The organism is Magnetospirillum sp. LM-5 (assembly GCF_902729445.1).
GTDB lineage: Bacteria > Pseudomonadota > Alphaproteobacteria > Rhodospirillales > Magnetospirillaceae > Magnetospirillum.
Genome location: NZ_CACVCE010000012.1, coordinates 205,652 through 224,829 on the forward strand (window position 1 = coordinate 205,652; position 19,178 = coordinate 224,829).

A 19,178-nucleotide genomic window follows, 5' to 3' on the forward strand; every position below is an offset into this window, starting at 1 on the left:
AGATCCTTATCCCGCCGCCAGCGGAACCACGATGGCGAAGCACGATCCCTTGCCTACGCGGGACTTGACCTCGATCGAGTGCCCCAGCAATTGGGCGGTGCGGCGCACCACCGACAGGCCCAGGCCCAGGCCGCGATCCTGGCCGCGCCCCTTGTCGCTCAGGCGGGTGAAGTCCTCGAAGATGGCGTCGATCTTGTCGGCCGGGATGCCGGGGCCGGTATCGACCACGCAGATGGCCAGATGGTCGCCGCGCCGCCGGCAGCCCAGCAGCACGCCGCCCGACTTGGTGTAGCGCAGCGCGTTGACCAACAGGTTGCGCACCACCCGTTCCAGCAAGACCGGATCGCTGACGATCCAGGCGTCGGGCAGCACCACCTTGAAATCCAGCTTGCGGGCCTGGGCGTCCATTTCCAACTGGTCGGCCAGGTTCGAGATGAAGGGCGCCAGGGGGAAGGTGGTCGGCTGGGCGTCGACATGGCCGGCTTCCAGGGTCGAAACGTCCAGCAGCGTGCTCAGCAACAATTGGGTGGCATCCAGGCTTTGGCGCAGCTTGTCGATCACCGCCATGTGGGGCGTATCTTCCAGCCGCGCCGCCAGCGCCTCGGCGAACATGCCGGCGGCCTGCAGCGGCTGGCGCAAATCATGGCTGGCCGCCGCCAGGAAACGGGTCTTGCTTTCGTTGGCCTCGCGCGCCTCGCTGGCGCGGGCCTCGGCCTCCTCGGTGCGCAGGCGCAGCCTGGCGTCAAGGCCGGCGATCAGGCCTTCCTCGCGGTCGAGCGATTCGAAGATGTAGCGGGCGGCCCACACCAGCACGCCCATCAGGGCGCAGATGCCGGCCAGACTGCCCCACAATACCTCCCACCAAAATTCCAGGGCGTCGTCGATGGCGATGCCGGCCCCGACCACCACGCCGTAGCGCGGCATCACCTTGAAGGCGCGGATCCGCTCGATGCCGTCAAGCGGCGAGACCACCCGCAACACCCCCTCGGTATTGCCGGCCGCGACCGCCTGGCCGACCGGGCCGTCCTTGATCTGCGTGCCGACATAGCGGCCCCCATCCGGCTGGCGCAAAATGATGCGGCCGTCCATGCCCGACACGGTCAGGTTGGAATCCGCGCCGAGTTCAAGATTTTCGTAGAAATTGGTGAAGGTGGGGGTATCGAAGCCGATCGCTGCGACGCCGATCATCGATCCGGGCCGATTGTCGATGCGCTTGCTGACGTGAAAGGCGAACACCTCGCGCGATTTGACCCGCACCATCGGCCCGATGACCAGATCTTGGCGCCCTTGCAGGTGGGCGAAATAGTAATAGCGGTCGGCGACATCGCCGGTGGGCGAGGGGAAATAGGGCGTGCCCAGAACCACGTTGCCGGCGGCGTCGGCGATCCACAAGGTTCCCGGTTCGGGCAAGGCCTGCTTGATCTCGTTCAGGCGAATCCAGGCGGCTTCATCCTTGGCCAGTTCGGCCATCGGCCGGCTACGGCCGATGTCGGTGACCTGCGACAAGATGTATTCCGACGCCTGGAAGGTGCGCAGCATGTGCGCTTCCAGCAGGCGGGTGGCGGCGCTGGCCTTCTGTTCGGCCTCCCAGATCGCTTCCTCGTAAAGGCTGGACATCCCGATGATCTCGGCCGCCACCAGCAACCCCGCCAGCCCGGCCAGCAGATGCCGGATCCGTTGGCGCGGATTGAGACTGACGGTCGAGGCAACGCTATCGGTCAAGATCGGCCTTCCTGGCTGTCGCCTTGGTCCATGAAAGCGTACCCCCAACCGCATGGACTGCAAATTGGAAAGATCACAAATCGGCCTGGGCGGCTTCCAGTTGCTCGTGCAGGTCGAGCCAGCGGGCCTCGTCGTCCTCGACCGAGCGGGCGATTTCGCCCAATTCCTTTTGCAGCTTGGCGACTTTCTCGCCGGGGCCGGAATAAAGCGCCGGGTCGGCCAGCTTGGCCTCGACCTCGGCCTTGGCCTTGGCCAGGCGTTCCAGCCGCTTCTCGACGTCGGCGACCTGCTTCCTGAGCGGGGCCAACTGGGCCCTGACCTCGGCGGCGGCGCGCCGTTCATCCTTGCGGCTGGCGGCGGCGGGCTTTGGCTCGCCCCCGCCGCGCCGGGCCTCGCGGGCCTGGTCGGCGAGGAAGCGGCGGTAATCGGCCAGATCACCATCGAAGGCCTGGACCCGGCCGTTCGCCACCAGCCACAGGCGGTCGGCCACCAGTTCGACCAGATGGGGGTCGTGGCTGACCAGCACCACCGCGCCGTCATAGGCATTGAGCGCCGACACCAAGGCCTGGCGCGAATCGATGTCGAGATGGTTGGTCGGTTCGTCCAGGATCATCAGGTGGGGCGCGTCGCGGCTCATCAGGGCGAACAGCAGCCGGGCCTTCTCGCCGCCCGACAGGTTCTCGATCTTGACGTCGGCGCGTTCCTGCTCGAAGCCGAAGCGGCCCAACTGGGCGCGCACCTTCGATTCGGGCGCGTCCTTCATCAGCGTGGCCATGTGGTCGAAGGCGGTCTGGCCGATCCGCAATTCCTCGGTCTGGTGCTGGGCGAAATAGCCGATCTTCAATTTGGGCGGGCGCTGCAGCCGGCCTTCCATCAGGCCCAGCCGGCCCGACAGGATCTTGGCCAGGGTCGACTTGCCGTTGCCGTTGGCGCCCAGCAGGGCGATGCGGTCGTCCATGTCGATGCGGATGTCCAGCCCGCGCAGCACCGCCTTGCCGTCATAGCCGGCGACTCCGGAATCGATGGCCAGGATCGGCGGCGACAACGGCTCGGGATCGGGGAAGTCGAACACCATCGAGCGGTCCTCGACCACGGCCACCACCGGTTCCATCCGTTCCAGCATCTTGATGCGGCTTTGCGCCTGGCGGGCCTTGGTCGCCTTGGCGCGGAAGCGGTCGATGAAGGACTGGATCTTGCGGCGTTGCTCCAGTTGCTTGACCTGGGCCTTGGCCGCCAGCTCCATCTTTTCGCGCCGGGTCCGCTCGAAATCGTCGTAATTGCCGCCATAGGACACCAAACGGCCCTGGTCGATATGGACGATGCGCGAGCACACCTCGTTCAGCAATTCGCGGTCGTGGCTGATGACGACCAAGGTGCCGGGATAGCTGGCCAGATAGGATTGCAGCCACAAGGTGGCTTCCAGGTCCAGGTGGTTGGTGGGCTCGTCCAAGAGCATCAGCTCGGGCCGGACGAACAGGACGGCGGCCAGGGCGACGCGCATGCGCCACCCGCCCGAGAAGGACGAGACCGGGCGAGCCTGGGCGTCGGCGTCGAAACCCAGGCCCGACAGGATGGTCGCCGCCCGGGACGGGGCCGAATGGGCGTCGATGGCATTCAGCCGCTCGTGGATTTCCGCCAATTGATGGGCGTCGGCGCAGTTGTCGGCCTCGGCCAGCAAGGTCGCGCGCTCGCTGTCGGCGGCCAGCACGCAATCAAGCAGGCTGGTATCGCCCTCGGGCGCTTCCTGGGCCACCCGGCCGACGCGGACACGCGGGCGGATGCGGATGTCGCCGCCGTCGGCGTGCAGTTCGTCCAAGATCAGCTTGAACAAAGTCGACTTGCCGGCGCCGTTGCGTCCGACCAGTCCGACGCGGGCGCCGGCCGGAACGTGCACCGTCGCCTGTTCGAACAGGGCGCGGCCGCCATAACGGAAGGTCAGATCGTTGATATGCAGCATGGGTCCGCTTCATACCATCCCGGCAGGAAGCGCACCAGTGCGTAGCACCTTGCCCTTGTTGGGCGTTGGCTGTATAACGCGCGCTCCTTCCGGACGTCGGCCGTGCGGAAGGCTCTTGCGCGACCATGTGGGGCGCGCACAACCGCCGCAAAGGATTTGATCTCATGGCTACCGAACGTACCCTGTCCATCATCAAGCCGGACGCCACCCGTCGCAACCTGACCGGCAAGATCAACGCCCGCTTCGAGGAAGCCGGCCTGCGCATCGTTGCCCAGAAGCGTGTCCGCCTGACCAAGGAACAGGCCGAAGGCTTCTATGCCGTCCACGCCGAGCGCTCGTTCTTCCCCGAACTGGTGGCCTTCATGGTCTCGGGTCCGGTGGTGGTGCAGGTCCTGGAAGGCGAGGGCGCCGTCGCCAAGAACCGCGAAATCATGGGTGCCACCAATCCGGCCAACGCCGCTCCCGGCACCATCCGCGCCGACTTCGCCGAATCCGTCGAAGCCAACTCGGTGCATGGTTCGGACTCGCTGGAAAACGCCAAGATCGAGATCGCCTTCTTCTTCTCGCAGTGCGAAATCGCCGGCTAATTCATCTGCGCGGTTAGTTCAACCCAAGCGCCCCTGAGGGAAAACCCTCAGGGGCGCTTTGCGTTTGCGCGTCGGCCCGTATTGATTGTGTTTGCAAGGTGCATTTTTTGTACGACTTCCCCCCTGTTCCTTCCAAAAAAAAACAGCTACAGTCCCGCGTAAATCACCAGGGCGGCAATGTTCGGCAGCTACCTTTAGTGGTTTGTTTGACGTTTCGCCGACAGTTATTTTGATGTCGGCGCCGGTTCATTCGTCTGTGGGGTGACGATTGATGACGAAGACAGGGATTGGAAAGTCGACGGGGGGCGTGTCTCGTCGTGCTAGTCGGGGCCGCACGCCGTCGGGCAAACCGAACCCGATCGATGTTCACGTGGGCTCGCGGGTCCGCCTGCGCCGGACTCTCTTGGGGATGAGTCAGGAGCATCTGGGCGAAGCCTTGGGGCTGACCTTCCAGCAGGTGCAGAAATACGAACGCGGCGCCAACCGCATCAGCGCGTCCAGGCTTTTCGACCTGGCCCGGGTGCTGGATGTGCCGGTGACCTTCTTCTACGAAGAGATGGACGAAGAGACCATGGCCGCCAGCCCGCGCCATATGGTCCGCGCCACCGTTGACCCGCCCGACGCGGCCGAGGCCTTGATGGCCCAGCGCGAGACGCTGGAACTGGTGCGGGCCTATTACCGCATCGTCGATCCGGAAGTCAGGAAGCAGGTCCACGAACTGGCCAAGGCCCTGGGGCCGGTGCTGACGAAGCCATAGAACAGGCTGCGGAAAAATACCGATCTGGTGTCCGAACGCCCCTTTTCGTCATGCCCGGACTTGATCCGGGCATCCACGCGGCGTCGCCTAACTATCTGTTTCCAATGGAATTTTTGCGAAGACACGTGGATGGCCGGGTCAAGCCCGGCCATGACGGACTGAGCAAACTGACAGGAACGCCGAGTTTTTCGCAGCCTGTTGAACCCTGTTTGGCTATAGTCGCCGAACGTCTATCGTATCGGTACGGGCAGGGACCGCATGGATCGGCCGCATCCCAGACAGCCGGTCGAGCTTTCGGCCGACCCGTTCACCGCGGCCTTCAATCGCGGGCTCGCCCTCAAAAGCCAGGGACGGCTGGACGAGGCGGCGGCGGCCTATCGCCAAGCCATCGCACTCGGCCCGGACCAGCCAGCCGCCTACAACAATCTTGCGGTCATCCTGGCCGCCCAGGGCAAGACCGCCGACGCGATCGCCCATTACCAGCACGTTCTCAAGCTGGCTCCCGACCATCGATCCGCCCATGGCAACCTTGGCTTGGCGCTGAAGTCGCAAGGCCGGCTCGCCGAGGCGGTTTCCTGCTATCGCCGGGCCTTGGACATGGATCCCGACGATATCGGGGTCTTGAACAATCTTGGCGCCGCCCTGCAGGAGCTGGCGAGGACCGACGAGGCGATCGTCCATCTGCGCCGCGCCGTCGAGCTGGCGCCCGATCACCCCCAGGCCTTGTACAATCTGGGAAATGCCCTGTCCGACGCCGGCAATCTCGACGAGGCGATCGCCTGCTATGCCCGGGCGGTGGCCGCCAAGCCGTCTTTCGCGCTTGCCCGGGGGCGATGGGCGCACCTGATGCGCCATGCCTGCGACTGGAGCGATGACGGGGAGCAGGAGGCCGCGGTGCTCGCCCAGTCCCGCGAGGCGGATATCGGCATTTCGCCCTTCGGACTTGTCGCCACCCCGGCCAGCTTGCAAGACATCCGCATGTGCGCCGAACGGTGGGGCCGGCAATACCGCCAGAAGTCCGTCTTCGTCCACCGCCCCCCGACCGGCAGCGACAAGATTCGAATCGGATACCTGTCGGCCGACCTGCATCGTCACGCCACCGCGTTCCTGATGGCGGAACTGTTCGAGCGCCATGACCGCGCGCGGTTCGAGACCCACGCCTTTTCCTATGGCCCCGACGACGGCAGCGACATGCGCAAGCGACTGACGCGGGCCTTCGACCGCTTCATCGATATTCGGGCGGCGTCGCCGGGCCAGGCCGCCCGGGTGATCCATGATTTCAAGATCGACATCCTGGTGGACCTCAAGGGCTACACGCAGCACGCCCGGCCGGGAATCCTGGCGTTCCGGCCGGCGCCGGTGCAGGTCAACTATCTCGGTTATCCCGGCACCATGGGGGGCGGCTTTGCCGACTACATCATCGGCGACCGATGGGTCACCCCGATGGCGCACCAACCCTATTACAGCGAAAAGATCGTTCAACTCCCCGATTGCTATCAGCCGAACGACAGCCGCCGGGCCATCGCGCCGGACGATCCCGGGCGACAGGCCTGTGGTCTGCCGCCGGACGGCTTCGTCTATTGCTGCTTCAATCAAAGCTACAAGCTGTCGCGCCCGGTGTTTCGCCGCTGGATGAACATCCTTCGGGCGACACCAGGCAGCGTCTTGTGGCTGCTGGAAAACACCCCCGCCGCGACGGCCAATCTGCTCCGGGAAGCCCAGGCCTGCGCGATCGCGCCCGAGCGCCTGGTCTTCGCGCCCAGGCTGCCGCTGGACCAGCACCTGGCCCGACATCGGCTGGCCGATCTGTTTCTTGATACCCTTCCCTGCAATGCGCATACGACGGCATCCGACGCCTTGTGGGCGGGTTTGCCGGTGCTGACCTGCACGGGAGAGGCCTTTGCCGGCCGGGTGGCGACCAGCCTGCTGCATGCCATCGGCCTGCCGCGGCTCGCCACCGCCTCGCTCGACGAATACGAGGACCTCGCCAAGGCCTTGGCCGCCCGCCCGGACCTGCTGGCCGACATCCGCCGGCAACTGGCGGAGAACCGGCTTTCCCATCCGCTTTTCGACATCGCGCGGTTCACCGCCAACCTGGAAAAGGCCTATGGCGAGATGTGGCGCCGCTGGTGCGACGGCCGCGCCGCCGATTCCTTCGTCGTCGATTAAGGGGTGGTTTTGGGGCCTGCAAAGTCGGGATGCGTTTCCTGGATGCCGGCGGGATCTTGGTGAATGATCACCTCGGCATTGGGAAAGGCCGCCAGGATGGCGGCTTCGACTTCGTCGGCGATGGCGTGGGCGCGATAGAGCGGCAATTGCGCGTCCAGTTCCAGATGAAGCTGGATGAAGCCCTGCTGGCCCGACAGCCGGGTCCGCAGATCGTGCAGGCCCAATACGTCGGGATGGGCACGCACGATGTCCTTGATCCGGGTGCGGTCGTCGGCCGCCATCTCGCGGTCCATCAGCATGTCCAGCGAGCCGGTGACGATCTGCCAGGCGTTCCACATCAGATAGGCCGAGATGCCGATGGCGAAGATCGGATCGACCATGGTCCAGCCGAACGCCATCCCCAATCCCAGCGACACGATGACCGAGCCGTTGATCAGAACGTCGCCGGCATAGTGCAAGGAATCCGCCGAGATCGCCACCGACGAGGTGCGCGCGACGACGTATTTCTGATAGCGGACCAAGGCCAGGGTCAGCACGATCGAGAAGGCCATGACGCCCATGCCGACCTCGCCGCGGGTGACCGCGACCGGATGGGCGAAGCGATCGACGGCTTCCACCAGCAGCAGCGCCGACGAGCCGAAGATGAAGGCCGCCTGGCCCAGGCCAGCCAGCGGCTCGGCCTTGCCGTGGCCGAAGCGATGGTCGCGGTCGGCCGGGGTCAGGGCATGGCGCACCGCCCACAGATTGACCAGCGACGCGGCGGCGTCCAGGGCCGAATCGATCAGGGTCGACAGCAGCGCCACCGAGCCGGTCAGCGCCCAGGCGGTCAGTTTGGTGACGATCAGGGCCGAGGCCACCGCCACCGACGCATAGGTGGCCGAGCGCATCAGGCGGGCGTTTTCACTGGTCATGGTGCCACCTTCACGGAAACAGATGGACCAGGGACCATTGGTCCTGGTCGATCCGGGTGTAAGCGAAGCGGTCGTGCAGGCGGAAGGGGCGGTCTTGCCAGAACTCGATGCGTTCGGGTGCCACCCTGAATCCCGACCAGTGCGGCGGGCGCGGCACGGCGCCCAGGCCGAATTTCAGGCCGTACTCGGCCACCCGCTTTTCCAGTTCGAAGCGGCCTTCCATCGGGCGCGACTGCGCCGACGCCCAGGCGCCGATCTGGCTGGTGCGATGGCGCGAGGCGAAATATTCGTCGGCCTCGGAATCGGAGACCGGCCCGACCGTTCCTTCGATCCGGACCTGCCGTTTCAGGCTTTTCCAGTGAAACAGCAAGGCGGCGCGGGCGTTGGCGGCGATCTCGCCGGCCTTGCGGCTTTCCAGGTTGGTGTAGAACACGAACCCGGCCGGGTCCCAATCCTTCAGCAGCACCATGCGGGCGCTGGGCTGGCCCCGGGCATCGACGGTGGCCAGGCACATGGCGTTGGGGTCGTTGGGCTCGGATTGCTCGGCCTCGTGCATCCACTTGGCGAACAGCGAGAAGGGGTCGGCTTCGGCGGCGGTCATGGCTGGCCTGGTGGTGAACGGGGCGTGGCGGTCATTTCTAGCTTGCGCCCGCGCCCATAAAAAGCCCCAATTCCATGACACAGTCGCATTCTGGTCATCCACCCGATATCCAAGAGCATGCCATGAAGAAGATTGCCTTTGCCCTGGTCCTTTCCTTGGCGGTCGCCGCCTGCTCGAACGATGCCGGTACCAAGCAGACCGGCGGCGCCATCCTGGGCGGTGTCGGCGGCGCCATCGCCGGCGCTCAGTTCGGCGGTGGCACCGGGCGTCTGGCGGCGACGGCGCTGGGCACCTTGCTGGGCGCCTTCGTCGGTTCCGAGGTCGGCAAATCGTTGGACAAGGCCGATCAGCAGGCGGCTCGCCAGGCGGAAAGCCGCGCCCAGACCGCGCCCATCGGCCAGCAGATCGCCTGGAGCAACCCCGATTCCGGCCATTCCGGCACCGTCACCCCGACCCGCGAAGGGGCCGACCAGAACGGCAATTACTGCCGCGAGTTCCAGACCAGCGTCACCATCGACGGCAAGAACGAAAACGCCTATGGCACCGCGTGCCGCCAGCCCGACGGCTCGTGGAAGGTGGTGAAGTAGCCCCGGCCGGTTTTTTCTGGCACAACAGGGGCATGCGCCCCTTTCGTGCAAGGATGACCCGGTGAAGGACCCTTATCTGGTACTGGGCGTCGCCCGCGACGCCAGCGACGACGACATCAAGAAAGTCTATCGCCAGCTGGCGCGCGAGCTGCATCCCGACCTCAATCCCGGTGACGCCAAGGCGGAAGAGCGCTTCAAGATCATCAGCGCCGCCTATGACTTCCTGTCCGACCCGGAAAAGCGCCGGCGTTTCGATGCCGGCGAGATCGATGCCACCGGCGCCGAGAAGCGCCGCTCGTGGCGCTCATCCGGGGCGGGCGGCCAGCGGGCGCGCGGCTACAACCCGTTCGGCGGCGGCAGCGTCGACGACATCCTGGCCGAGATGATGCGCCGCAAGGCCCGGGCCCAGCGAGCCGAGGATGGCCCCCATCCCGGCCGCGGCGCCGAGGCCCGCCACCCGCTGTCGGTATCCTTCGTCGAGGCGGCGGTCGGCGCCACCCGGCGCATCACGCTGGTTTCGGGCAAGGCGCTGGATGTGCGGGTTCCGGCCGGCACCACCGACGGTCAGGTTCTGCGCCTGAAGGGGCAGGGTCACCCCGGTCTGTTGGGCGGCGAGGCCGGCGACGCCTTCGTCGATATCGCGGTCGAGCCGCATCCCTTCTTCGTCCGCCGCGACCGCGACATCTTGCTGGACCTGCCGGTCAGCGTGCAGGAAGCGGTGCTGGGCGGCAAGGTCACGGTGCCGACGGTGCATGGCAAGGTCACGGTGACGGTGCCGCCCGGATCGAATACCGGCACGGTGCTGCGCCTGAAGGGCAAGGGCATCGCCAGCGGACATGCCACCGGCGACCAACTGGTGACCTTGAAGGTGGTTCTGCCGGACTCCGATGCCGATTTCGTCAAGCTGGTGGAAAAGTGGGGTGGCCGCGCCGGCTATGACCCCCGGGCCAAGGCCGGCATGGTCTAGAACCGGCGGCCGTCAGTAGCGGTAGGCCACCACCTTGCCGTCCAGCATCATCGGCACCAGCAGCAGCTTGAGGTCGGGGACATAGCCGATATCGGCCGAACCCTGGGTCAGGGTCAGGATTTTGGTGGGCGTGCCCTTGCGGTCCAGGCTGAACACGCCGCCCTTCATCCAGTCGCTGACCAGCCAGCCGCCCTTGCCGTCGGGTTCCAGGCCATCCAGGTTGCCGATGGGTGGCGAGATGTCGCGCACCATGCGATCAGCCAGGCTGACCGCCTTCAGCGGGCCGGGCTTCGAGGTGGCGAAGCCGTCGCCGGTCATCGGCCCCCAGGCGGCGACGACCAGCCGGCCGTTATCGATGCGCAGGCCATTGGGATTTTCCAACTGGGGATCGGCCAGCCACTTTTCGAACTTGGTGCCCTTCAGGCGCCAGACGGCGCTGTCCATCATGTCCGAGACATAGACGGCGCCGTCGGCATCGACGGCGATATCGTTGAGGAACTTGGCGCCGGGGGCGCCGTAGGTCTTGGTGATCTTGCCGGTCTGAACGTCGATGACCACCAGGCGGTCGATGTCGCTGACATACAATCTTCCCTTGGCCAGCGCCATGCCCTTGGGGGCGTCCAGGCCGGTGACCCACTTCTCGGTGACCAGCTTGCCTTCGACCGACAGCTTCGAAATATAGCCGTTGCCGTCCTTGGCCACCGGGTCGGCATTGATGTTCGACACGTAAAGCACGTTCTTTGCGGCGTCGAACAGCACCGATTCCGGCAGTTGGAAGCCGGTGGCCTCCCACAGCTTGGCCGGCTCGGCGGCGTGGGCGGTGATCGACAGGGTCAGGGCAACGGCAAGGGCGGCAAACAGGCGCATGGTCGCTCCGGGGGTGATGGTCTGGCAGGATCGAACGATCCCCGATTTCGCCCGCCACCACAACCCGGGAAACACCCGAGGGCGGTGGGTTCATTTCACCTCCCTCCCCTTTCCCCCCTCCCCCTGGTGGGGAGGGCTGGGGTGGGGGCGGCGGCGAGCTCGCTTGCGTCCAGCAACCCCACCCCCGACCCCTCCCCATGAAAGGGGAGGGGAGAGGCACGTCAAGCGGCGACCGGAATCAATCGTCCAGCCGCCATTTCGGGTCGGCCGGGCGGGGGAGGCGGGTCCGTTCTTCCTTCAGGCTGCCGTCGCGGCGGAGGGTGACGCGTTCAAAAGCTCCTTGCACCACGATGGCGTCGCAGGCGGGCAGGATAGTGGGCCACAACTCACCGATCAGGGCGGACGCGGCGGACATGATGGCGGTGTTGAGGCGCCTACGGGAAAACGCGTGGTGCATCAGCCACAGCAGCAACAGGCTTGGCTGGGCCCGGACCCGCTCGGCCTGGCTGCGGATGTCGTCCGGTAAGTCCGCCGCATCCTTGGCCCACGCGGCCAGCGGCGCCAATGCGGCTGCCAGCGGGCTGTCGGTCCGCACCGCGAAGGGACCCTCGCCGGAGATGACGTCGATATCCTGCCAATCCGACGGAAAGTCCATCTTCCACCAGCGGTGCCGCTTAGCTGGGGCGCTCGGCCGGTCCTGGTACAGCCAGGATGCGGATTCCTTTCGGTATACCAGCCGGTCGGGGGGGAAATGCGCGACGAAGGCGTACAGTCCCGGGCCTTGAACGAGGCCGACCGCCTGTCCGTCGCACTGAAGCGGCGTTCTATCTAGGCCGTCGCCCCCCTCGCGCCCGAATGAATACATCGACACGGCCAGCGGCCAGTCCGGTGGGGCGGGGCGGCGGCGATTCCAGACCCATGCATGGTCGGCGGACAAGGTCCAATCCTCGATCCAAACGGGGGAATTCAGCGTCAGCCAGCCACCGAAGCGGCCGGTGCGATGGTCGGCCAGCAGGGTCAGATGTCGTTCGTGCAGGCGGTCCTCGATCCGTTCGACCACTTGGACGCGTGTCGGCTTTGGCAGCGTCAGGCCGCCGCGATGGGCGGCCAGGGTGGCGGCGGGGGCGGCGATGATGTCCAGCTCAACCTGCTGCCAGTAACAGGACGTTCCTTCCTCATCCTGCCAATTATCTTCCCACACGAGGTCCAGCGCCATGCCGCGCCAGGCGGTGGTCAGTCGCTCTTGTGGTGGTGCCCAGCGGCAGCCCTCGATGATCTCTGGTCCCTCGTCGATCCACATCGGCATCGGGCCGGCTGAGGACGGAAACAATGTGCTGAGCGCGCGCCCGCGCAGGCGCAGTCCGAGATTGGCAAAATCCTCCTCCCATTGTTCTTCCGTCCAGGTGAGTCCGTCGCGTGCGGCCTTCCGCCGCATTGCCAGCAAGGCCTCCGTTGCCTCCCGTTCGGCCGTCTTGCCGGCGGGATGAGGGGCATCCGTTGGGTCAAGCGCAATATTCGCCACCGCCGTTTCCGCATACCATTCCTGCGGCCGGAACCAGCCGGGATCGCCATTGCGCATGGTGCCGTCGGCCAGGGGGTGGAGGACACGGCACGGGGTGTGGATCACCGTTTCCTGCAGATAGTCGTTCAGCGCCGGCCACAGATCGGCGGGCTGGGCCAGTTCCAGCGTCTTTCCCCGGCGCTCGATGCGTGGCCGCAGGCGCAGGCGGACCTCGGTGCCGGCGTCGGGCAGGTTCTTCACCCACCGCAATTCGCCGAAATCGTCCAGCCCCTCGCTGACGAAGGTCCAGGTGTCGGCGCTGGCAAGGGTGCGGGTGGTGAATTCGACGCGGTCGGCCAGCATGAAATAGCTGAGCGCACCGATGCCGAACTGCCCGGTCAGTTCGGGCGAGAAGCCGTGTTCGGCACAGCGCCGTTCCAGGTTCAACTGGTCCGGCCGCCGGGCGCTGGCACTGACCAGCAGGCGATGTTCGATCTGGTCGCGGCTCATGCCGATGCCGTTGTCGCGGCAGACCAGCTACAGCCGGTCGCCTTCCGCCTTGACCGTCAGCGTCACATGGTGCGCGCGGGCCTGATCGGCGCGCAAGGTGGCGACGGTTTGGCCGGTCCCCTCGGCCAGCCGATCGCACACAATCTCGGCGATGCGCCAGCGCACGGCGTCGAAGGCGTTTTGCAGCAATTCGCGGATGGCGGCGAAGGGATCGCCGTAAAGCGCGGTGCCGGCCAGGATGGACAGCATCTTGGGGACATCGGGCCGGAACGACCCGTTGATATAGACATAATCGCCCCGCGGGTGGATATCCTCGATCACCTTGGGCGGCCAGGGCCAGGCATAGCGCTCGGCACCTGCACGGATGTCGGTGACCAGATGTTTCATGTCGGCATGGTGGTGGGCCTGGCGCAATTCCAGGTCGATCTGCTCGATGGTCTGCATGATGGCGTGATGCAGGCGGGCGCTGTCGGGGGTGGCGGTCAGGCGGATTTCTCCATCGGCGCAACTGACCGCGCTGACCAGATCCTTGGCCCAATAGGTCCTGCTGCCGGCCGAGATGGCGCGATGGTCGCGGATCACCGGCGGTACCCGTTCGGGGCTGATTTCCAGCACGTCGGCGACGCGCAGCAATACCGCCAGATAACGCAAATTGGCGACGCGGCCGCCAGACAGCGGGCAAGGCTTCAGCTCCATTACCCGGTCCCAGCCCCAATGGTGGCTCAGGCACAAATCGATCAGGGCGGCGCGAAAGCCGGGCCGGGTTTCATCGTCGGGGATGTTGGCGGTGATCCAGTCACTGCTCCAGGCGGTGTGGCGCGAGCGGCAATAATGGGTGACCAGCAGGGCGGCGCGGTCGAAGCGCGAGGCGCCGTCACGCTCGGGCAGCGGCACAACGGGCTCGCCCTGGGTATCCAGCCAGGCCCTCAAGGGGGCCGCCTCGCCCTCGGGCGGGTGGCCGCCCTCCAGCAGATGTTTGTGCAGGTCGCGCACCACGCCGTGATTGGGGCTCATGCCGATGTCGTGCAGATAGGCCGACAACAGCAGCAGGGCGCGTTCCTCGGGGTACAGACCGTTCCGGGCCTCGGGCCCCATCAGGTCCCACATCCGGGCAGCCACCCGGGCGGCATGGCCGGAATCGTGCAGGGTGAAATCGTCGAGCTTGGTGTCGTCGGCCTGTTTCGACGCCAATACCAGGCATTTCCTGGTCAGGTCCCGCAGATCCTCGTCGGCGTCTGCCTTCAGCCACTGCCATAGATCGAGGTCTTTCCAGCTCATCCTGCCTCCTTGGTCGCGCAACCAAGGGTATGGGATGGCTGAAGGTTAGGCAAGGTCAGGAAATGTCAGTCCCCGTCGTACACCACCACGCGGTTGCGGCCGCCGCGCTTGCCGTCGTAGAGCGCCTTGTCGGCCTGTTCCATGGCGTCCTCGATCGAGGTCTCGGCGGTGATGGCGGCGATGCCGAAGGTGGCGGTGACCGGGATGGGGGCGCCCTTCTCGTCGGTCAGCTGCAGGGCCTGGATGTTGGCGCGGATGCGTTCCAGCACCTGGGCGCCGACCTCGACACTGGTGCCGGGCAGGCAGATCAGGAATTCCTCGCCGCCATAGCGGTAGACCACGTCATAGGGGCGCACGGTGTTGCGCAGCACCTGGGCCACCTCGCGCAGGACCTTGTCGCCCTGGGCGTGGCCGAAGGTGTCGTTGACCCGCTTGAAATGGTCGATGTCGGTCAGGGCCAGAGACAGCGGCTGCTTCTGGCGGATGGCGCGGTCGCGTTCGCCGATCAGATGGGTGCGCATCGACTGGCGGTTGCCCAGCCCGGTCAGCGGATCGACGGTGGCCAGCGCGGTCCAGACCTCGCGCTCCAGCGCCTGGGCGGTGGCGCCGAAATCCAGCACCGACACCATCAAGGTCTCGTAATCCGAGGTGGTGACGGTCTGGCCGGCCCGCGCGCGCACCGACAATTGCTCGGCCTTGTCGTGCACCGCCTCGTGCTGGACGCCCAGGCTGACGAAACCGGGAAAGGCGGCGAACTCGGTCCGCTCGGCCCGGCGCAGCCAAAGGTCGAACGGGCAGACGGCGGCGGCGGCGTCAGGGATGGTGGCGCCGGAATCTCGGTGCAGGATCGCCTGATACCAGCGATGCAGCCAATCGAAATGGCCGGCCAGGGCATGCTGGAACGCCGTCAGGTTGCCAAAAATCTCTTCGGGCTTCATGATCCCCCGCCCCTCGATCGCAGGTGCGTCAGACGAACTTGACGTCAATGACCTCGTAGGACTTCGAGCCGCCCGGCGTGGTCACCTCGACGGTGTCGCCGATATGCTTGCCGATCAAGGCGCGGGCCAGCGGCGAGTGCACGCTCATGCGGCCCGACTTGATGTCGGCCTCGTGCGCGCCGACGATGGTGTAGACCACCTCGTCCTCGGCATCCTCGTCCGCCAGGGTGACGGTGGCGCCGAAACGCACCTGATCGCCCGACAATTGGGTGACGTCGATCACCTGGGCGCGGCTGATGATGTCTTCCAGTTCGGCGACCCGGCCCTCGATGAAGCTCTGGCGCTCGCGGGCGGCATGGTACTCGGCGTTTTCCGACAGGTCACCGTGCTCACGCGCTTCGGCGATGGCCTTGATCACCGCCGGCCGTTCCACCGACTTCAGGGTCCGCAATTCGTCCTCCAGCTGGGTCAGTCCCCCCGGAGTCATCGGAATTTTTTCCATACGTCTCAAAGCCCCCGCGTCAGAACGAGCTTTTAAAGTACGATTGCAACGGCGCGACATCAAGCGCCCCGGTGCGAAGGGCCTCGATCGCCTCGACCGCCGCCCGGGCGCCTGCGACCGTGGTGTAGTGCGGGATGTTGAGCTGCAAAGCGGTGCGGCGGATCGAGAAGGAATCCTTGACCGCGATGCTGCCCTCGGTGGTGTTGACCACCAGTTGCACCTGGCCGTTCATCATCGCATCGACGCAATGGGGCCGGCCTTCCAGCACCTTGTTGACGATATCCACCGTCAGGCCGTGGCCGCGCAGATACTTGGCGGTGCCTTCGGTGGCGATCAGGCAGAAATCCATGGCCAGCAGGCGCCGGCCCACTTCGACCATCGCGGCCTTGTCGCCTTCGCGCACCGAGATGAAGGCGCAGCCCTTGGTCGGCAGCACGCAACCGGCTCCCAGCTGGCTTTTGGCGAAGGCCAGGGCGAAGTCGCGATCGATGCCCATCACCTCGCCGGTCGACTTCATTTCCGGGCCAAGCAGGATATCGACGCCGGCGAAGCGGGCGAACGGGAACACCGCTTCCTTGACGGCGACGTGATCCAGCTTTTCCTTCTTGATGTTGAAGGACGCCAGGGTCTCGCCGGCCATCACCCGGGCGGCGATCTTGGCGATCGGGATGCCGGTGGCCTTGGCGACGAAGGGCACGGTACGGCTGGCGCGCGGGTTGACTTCCAGGATGTAGATGGTGCCGTCCTGGACCGCGTACTGCACGTTCATCAGGCCGACCACGTTCAGGGCGCGGGCCAGTTTGATGGTCTGGGCCTCAAGCTCGGCCTGGGTCTTGGCGTCCAGCGAATAGGGCGGCAGCGAGCAGGCGGAATCGCCCGAATGGATGCCGGCTTCCTCGATATGCTGCATGATGCCGGCGACATAGACGTCGGTGCCGTCGGCCAGGGCATCGACATCGACCTCGATGGCGTCCTTCAGGTAGAAGTCGATCAGCACCGGGTCGTCGCCCGACACCACCACCGCTTCCTTCATATAGCGTTCCAGCGCCTCGTGATCATAGACGATCTGCATGGCGCGGCCGCCCAGCACGAAACTGGGGCGGATGACGACGGGATAGCCGATGCGCTCGGCCACCGCCTTGGCTTCCTCCAGCGAGCGGGCCGTGCCGTTGGGCGGCTGCTTCAGGCCCAGCTCCTGCAGCAGCAGCTGGAAGCGCTCGCGGTCCTCGGCCAGGTCGATGCTGTCGGGGCTGGTCCCCAGGATCGGGATGCCGGCCTGCTCGAGGGCATGGGCCAGCTTCAAGGGCGTCTGGCCGCCGAACTGGACGATGCAGCCTAGCACCCGGCCGCGGGTCTGTTCCTTCCTGACCAGCTCGATCACCGTTTCGGCGGTCAGCGGCTCGAAATACAGGCGGTCCGAGGTGTCGTAGTCGGTGGACACCGTTTCCGGGTTGCAATTGACCATGATGGTCTCTTTGCCGGCGTCATCCAGGGCGTAAGCGGCATGGACGCAGCAATAATCGAACTCGATGCCCTGGCCGATGCGGTTCGGCCCGCCGCCCAGGATGATCACCTTGTCGCGGTCCGAGACCTCGGATTCGCATTCGGCCGGGTTGATGCCGTCGCCCTCGTAGCAGGAATACATATAGGCGGTGGACGAGGGGAACTCGGCGGCGCAGGTGTCGATGCGCTTCATCACCGGCTTGACGTTCAGCACCTCGCGGCGGAACGTGGTTTCCACCAGGGTCTTGCCCGACAATTGGGAGAGACGCTGGTCGGAAAAGCCCATCTTCTTCAGGCGCAGCATGCCGGGCGCGTCGATGGGCAGGCCCTTGGCGCGGACCTCTTCCTCGGCCTCGACCAGGGCCTTGATCTGCTCCAGGAACCATGGGTCGTAGGAACAGGCCGACTGCACCTCGGCGACGGTCAACCCTAAGCGGAAGGCCTGGGCGATGACCAGCAGGCGGTCGTGGCGCGGCTGGGCCAGGGCCTTCCTGACCGCGTCCTTGCGGTCGGCGGCCGAGGCGCCGGGGATTTCCACCTCGTTCAAGCCGGTCAGGCCGGTCTCCATCGACCGCAGGCCCTTTTGCAGGCTTTCCTGGAAGGTGCGGCCGATGCTCATGGCTTCGCCCACCGACTTCATCGAGGTGGTGAGGTTCGGGTCGGCGCCGGGGAACTTTTCGAAGGTGAAGCGCGGAATCTTGGTGACCACGTAATCGATGGTCGGCTCGAAGCTGGCGGGCGTGACGCCGGTGATGTCGTTGGCCAGTTCGTCCAGGGTATAGCCGACCGCCAGCTTGGCGGCGACCTTGGCGATGGGGAAGCCGGTGGCCTTCGAGGCCAGCGCCGAGGACCGCGACACGCGGGGATTCATCTCGATGACGGTCATGCGGCCGTCCTTCGGGTTGACCGCGAACTGCACGTTCGAGCCGCCGGTATCGACGCCGATCTCGCGCAGCACCGCGATCGAGGCGTTGCGCATGATCTGGTATTCCTTGTCGGTCAGCGTGAGCGCCGGCGCGACGGTGATGGAATCGCCGGTATGGACGCCCATCGGATCGACGTTCTCGATGGAACAGATGATGATGCAGTTGTCCTTCTTATCGCGGACAACCTCCATCTCGTATTCCTTCCAGCCCAGCACCGATTCCTCGACCAGCACTTCATGGACCGGGCTGGCGGCCAGGCCGCCCGAGACGATGGTCTCGTATTCCTCGATATTGTAGGCGATGCCGCCGCCGGTGCCGGCCAGGGTGAAGCTGGGGCGGATGATGGCCGGCAGACCGACGAAATCCAAAGCGTCGCGGGCTTCCTGCAGGGTCTTGACCACCTTCGATTTCGGGCTGTCCAGGCCGATCTTGTCCATGGCGTCGCGGAACAGCAGCCGGTCCTCGGCCTTGGCGATGACGTCGCGCTTGGCGGCGATCATCTCGACCCCGAACTTCTCCAGCACGCCCTGATCGGCCAAAGCCATGGCGGTGTTCAGCGCGGTCTGGCCGCCCATGGTCGGCAGCAGCGCGTCGGGGCGCTCTTTCTCGATGATCTTGGCGACGATGTCCGGGGTGATCGGCTCGATATAGGTGGCGTCGGCCAGACCGGGGTCGGTCATGATGGTGGCCGGGTTGGAATTGACCAGGATGACCCGGTAGCCCTCTTCCTTCAGCGCCTTGCAGGCCTGCACGCCCGAATAGTCGAACTCGCACGCCTGGCCGATGACGATGGGGCCGGCGCCGATGATCAGGATGGACTGGATGTCTGTACGTTTGGGCATGGTGGCGGCTTTCAGGAATTATTTTTCAGACACAGATGAACACAGATAGACAC

General features: G+C 65.8%; 15 protein-coding genes. 5 read left to right on the plus strand and 10 right to left on the minus strand.

Annotated elements, in window-relative coordinates:
- Positions 1 to 6: 6 nt before the first annotated feature.
- A complete protein-coding gene (locus tag MTBLM5_RS07060; protein WP_173975057.1) occupies positions 7 to 1,722 on the minus strand; it encodes an ATP-binding protein in 1,716 nt (571 codons plus the stop codon).
- A gap of 73 nt (positions 1,723 to 1,795) precedes the next feature.
- Positions 1,796 to 3,679: an ABC-F family ATP-binding cassette domain-containing protein gene (locus tag MTBLM5_RS07065; protein WP_173975058.1), complete on the minus strand. Its 1,884-nt coding sequence runs from the start codon at positions 3,677 to 3,679 to the stop codon at positions 1,796 to 1,798.
- Between the two features lie 164 nt (positions 3,680 to 3,843).
- Between MTBLM5_RS07065 and ndk the strand changes: the two genes are divergently transcribed.
- The 3 genes from ndk to MTBLM5_RS07080 all read left to right on the plus strand — a co-directional run bounded on the left by ndk (position 3,844) and on the right by MTBLM5_RS07080 (position 7,192).
- On the plus strand, positions 3,844 to 4,266 hold the full coding sequence (gene ndk, locus MTBLM5_RS07070; RefSeq protein ID WP_068502604.1) for a nucleoside-diphosphate kinase: 423 nt from the start codon (positions 3,844 to 3,846) through the stop codon (positions 4,264 to 4,266).
- Between the two features lie 271 nt (positions 4,267 to 4,537).
- Positions 4,538 to 5,023, plus strand: coding sequence for a helix-turn-helix domain-containing protein (locus MTBLM5_RS07075; protein ID WP_173975059.1), 486 nt, complete (start codon positions 4,538 to 4,540; stop codon positions 5,021 to 5,023).
- A gap of 258 nt (positions 5,024 to 5,281) precedes the next feature.
- Complete coding sequence (locus MTBLM5_RS07080) at positions 5,282 to 7,192, plus strand: tetratricopeptide repeat protein (RefSeq protein WP_173975062.1); 1,911 nt, start codon at positions 5,282 to 5,284, stop codon at positions 7,190 to 7,192.
- Here MTBLM5_RS07080 and MTBLM5_RS07085 read toward each other — a convergent pair.
- Together MTBLM5_RS07085 and pdxH are read right to left on the minus strand one after the other, a co-directional pair.
- Positions 7,189 to 8,103, minus strand: coding sequence for a cation diffusion facilitator family transporter (locus tag MTBLM5_RS07085; RefSeq protein WP_173975063.1), 915 nt, complete (start codon positions 8,101 to 8,103; stop codon positions 7,189 to 7,191). The two genes, MTBLM5_RS07080 and MTBLM5_RS07085, sit on opposite strands and share 4 nt — an antisense overlap.
- Positions 8,104 to 8,113: 10 nt before the next feature.
- Positions 8,114 to 8,704, minus strand: coding sequence for a pyridoxamine 5'-phosphate oxidase (pdxH, locus tag MTBLM5_RS07090; RefSeq protein ID WP_173975066.1), 591 nt, complete (start codon positions 8,702 to 8,704; stop codon positions 8,114 to 8,116).
- A gap of 122 nt (positions 8,705 to 8,826) precedes the next feature.
- Between pdxH and MTBLM5_RS07095 the strand changes: the two genes are divergently transcribed.
- Complete coding sequence (locus MTBLM5_RS07095; RefSeq protein WP_173975068.1) at positions 8,827 to 9,291, plus strand: RT0821/Lpp0805 family surface protein; 465 nt, start codon at positions 8,827 to 8,829, stop codon at positions 9,289 to 9,291.
- 61 nt (positions 9,292 to 9,352) lie between these two features.
- Complete coding sequence (locus MTBLM5_RS07100; RefSeq protein WP_173975070.1) at positions 9,353 to 10,258, plus strand: DnaJ C-terminal domain-containing protein; 906 nt, start codon at positions 9,353 to 9,355, stop codon at positions 10,256 to 10,258.
- A 12-nt stretch (positions 10,259 to 10,270) separates the two neighbouring features.
- Here MTBLM5_RS07100 and MTBLM5_RS07105 read toward each other — a convergent pair whose 3' ends face one another.
- The 6 genes from MTBLM5_RS07105 to carB all read right to left on the minus strand — a co-directional run bounded on the left by MTBLM5_RS07105 (position 10,271) and on the right by carB (position 19,125).
- The gene (locus MTBLM5_RS07105) at positions 10,271 to 11,125 is read right to left on the minus strand and encodes an SMP-30/gluconolactonase/LRE family protein (RefSeq protein ID WP_173975072.1); all 855 of its coding nucleotides are present in this window, start codon (positions 11,123 to 11,125) and stop codon (positions 10,271 to 10,273) included.
- Positions 11,126 to 11,363: 238 nt separating this feature from the next.
- Entirely contained in the window at positions 11,364 to 13,136 is a 1,773-nt protein-coding gene (locus MTBLM5_RS07110; protein WP_173975074.1) for a hypothetical protein, read from the minus strand.
- 27 nt (positions 13,137 to 13,163) lie between these two features.
- Positions 13,164 to 14,414: a hypothetical protein gene (locus MTBLM5_RS07115; protein WP_173975076.1), complete on the minus strand. Its 1,251-nt coding sequence runs from the start codon at positions 14,412 to 14,414 to the stop codon at positions 13,164 to 13,166.
- Positions 14,415 to 14,479: 65 nt separating this feature from the next.
- Positions 14,480 to 15,352 carry a diguanylate cyclase gene (locus MTBLM5_RS07120; protein WP_173975077.1) on the minus strand — a complete coding sequence of 291 codons (873 nt, stop codon included), beginning with the start codon at positions 15,350 to 15,352 and terminating at the stop codon, positions 14,480 to 14,482.
- A gap of 28 nt (positions 15,353 to 15,380) precedes the next feature.
- On the minus strand, positions 15,381 to 15,854 hold the full coding sequence (greA, locus tag MTBLM5_RS07125) for a transcription elongation factor GreA (protein ID WP_173975079.1): 474 nt from the start codon (positions 15,852 to 15,854) through the stop codon (positions 15,381 to 15,383).
- Between the two features lie 19 nt (positions 15,855 to 15,873).
- Positions 15,874 to 19,125: a carbamoyl-phosphate synthase large subunit gene (gene carB, locus MTBLM5_RS07130; RefSeq protein ID WP_173975081.1), complete on the minus strand. Its 3,252-nt coding sequence runs from the start codon at positions 19,123 to 19,125 to the stop codon at positions 15,874 to 15,876.
- Positions 19,126 to 19,178: the final 53 nt, after the last annotated feature.

Coding starts and splice junctions, on each gene's coding strand:
- MTBLM5_RS07065 (WP_173975058.1), bottom strand. CDS start 3,679: ATGCTGCATATCAACGATCTGACCTTCCGTTATGGCGGCCGCGCCCTG.
- ndk (WP_068502604.1), top strand. CDS start 3,844: ATGGCTACCGAACGTACCCTGTCCATCATCAAGCCGGACGCCACCCGT.
- MTBLM5_RS07075 (WP_173975059.1), top strand. CDS start 4,538: ATGACGAAGACAGGGATTGGAAAGTCGACGGGGGGCGTGTCTCGTCGT.
- MTBLM5_RS07080 (WP_173975062.1), top strand. CDS start 5,282: ATGGATCGGCCGCATCCCAGACAGCCGGTCGAGCTTTCGGCCGACCCG.
- MTBLM5_RS07085 (WP_173975063.1), bottom strand. CDS start 8,103: ATGACCAGTGAAAACGCCCGCCTGATGCGCTCGGCCACCTATGCGTCG.
- pdxH (WP_173975066.1), bottom strand. CDS start 8,704: ATGACCGCCGCCGAAGCCGACCCCTTCTCGCTGTTCGCCAAGTGGATG.
- MTBLM5_RS07095 (WP_173975068.1), top strand. CDS start 8,827: ATGAAGAAGATTGCCTTTGCCCTGGTCCTTTCCTTGGCGGTCGCCGCC.
- MTBLM5_RS07105 (WP_173975072.1), bottom strand. CDS start 11,125: ATGCGCCTGTTTGCCGCCCTTGCCGTTGCCCTGACCCTGTCGATCACC.
- MTBLM5_RS07110 (WP_173975074.1), bottom strand. CDS start 13,136: ATGAGCCGCGACCAGATCGAACATCGCCTGCTGGTCAGTGCCAGCGCC.
- MTBLM5_RS07115 (WP_173975076.1), bottom strand. CDS start 14,414: ATGAGCTGGAAAGACCTCGATCTATGGCAGTGGCTGAAGGCAGACGCC.
- MTBLM5_RS07120 (WP_173975077.1), bottom strand. CDS start 15,352: ATGAAGCCCGAAGAGATTTTTGGCAACCTGACGGCGTTCCAGCATGCC.
- greA (WP_173975079.1), bottom strand. CDS start 15,854: ATGGAAAAAATTCCGATGACTCCGGGGGGACTGACCCAGCTGGAGGAC.
- carB (WP_173975081.1), bottom strand. CDS start 19,125: ATGCCCAAACGTACAGACATCCAGTCCATCCTGATCATCGGCGCCGGC.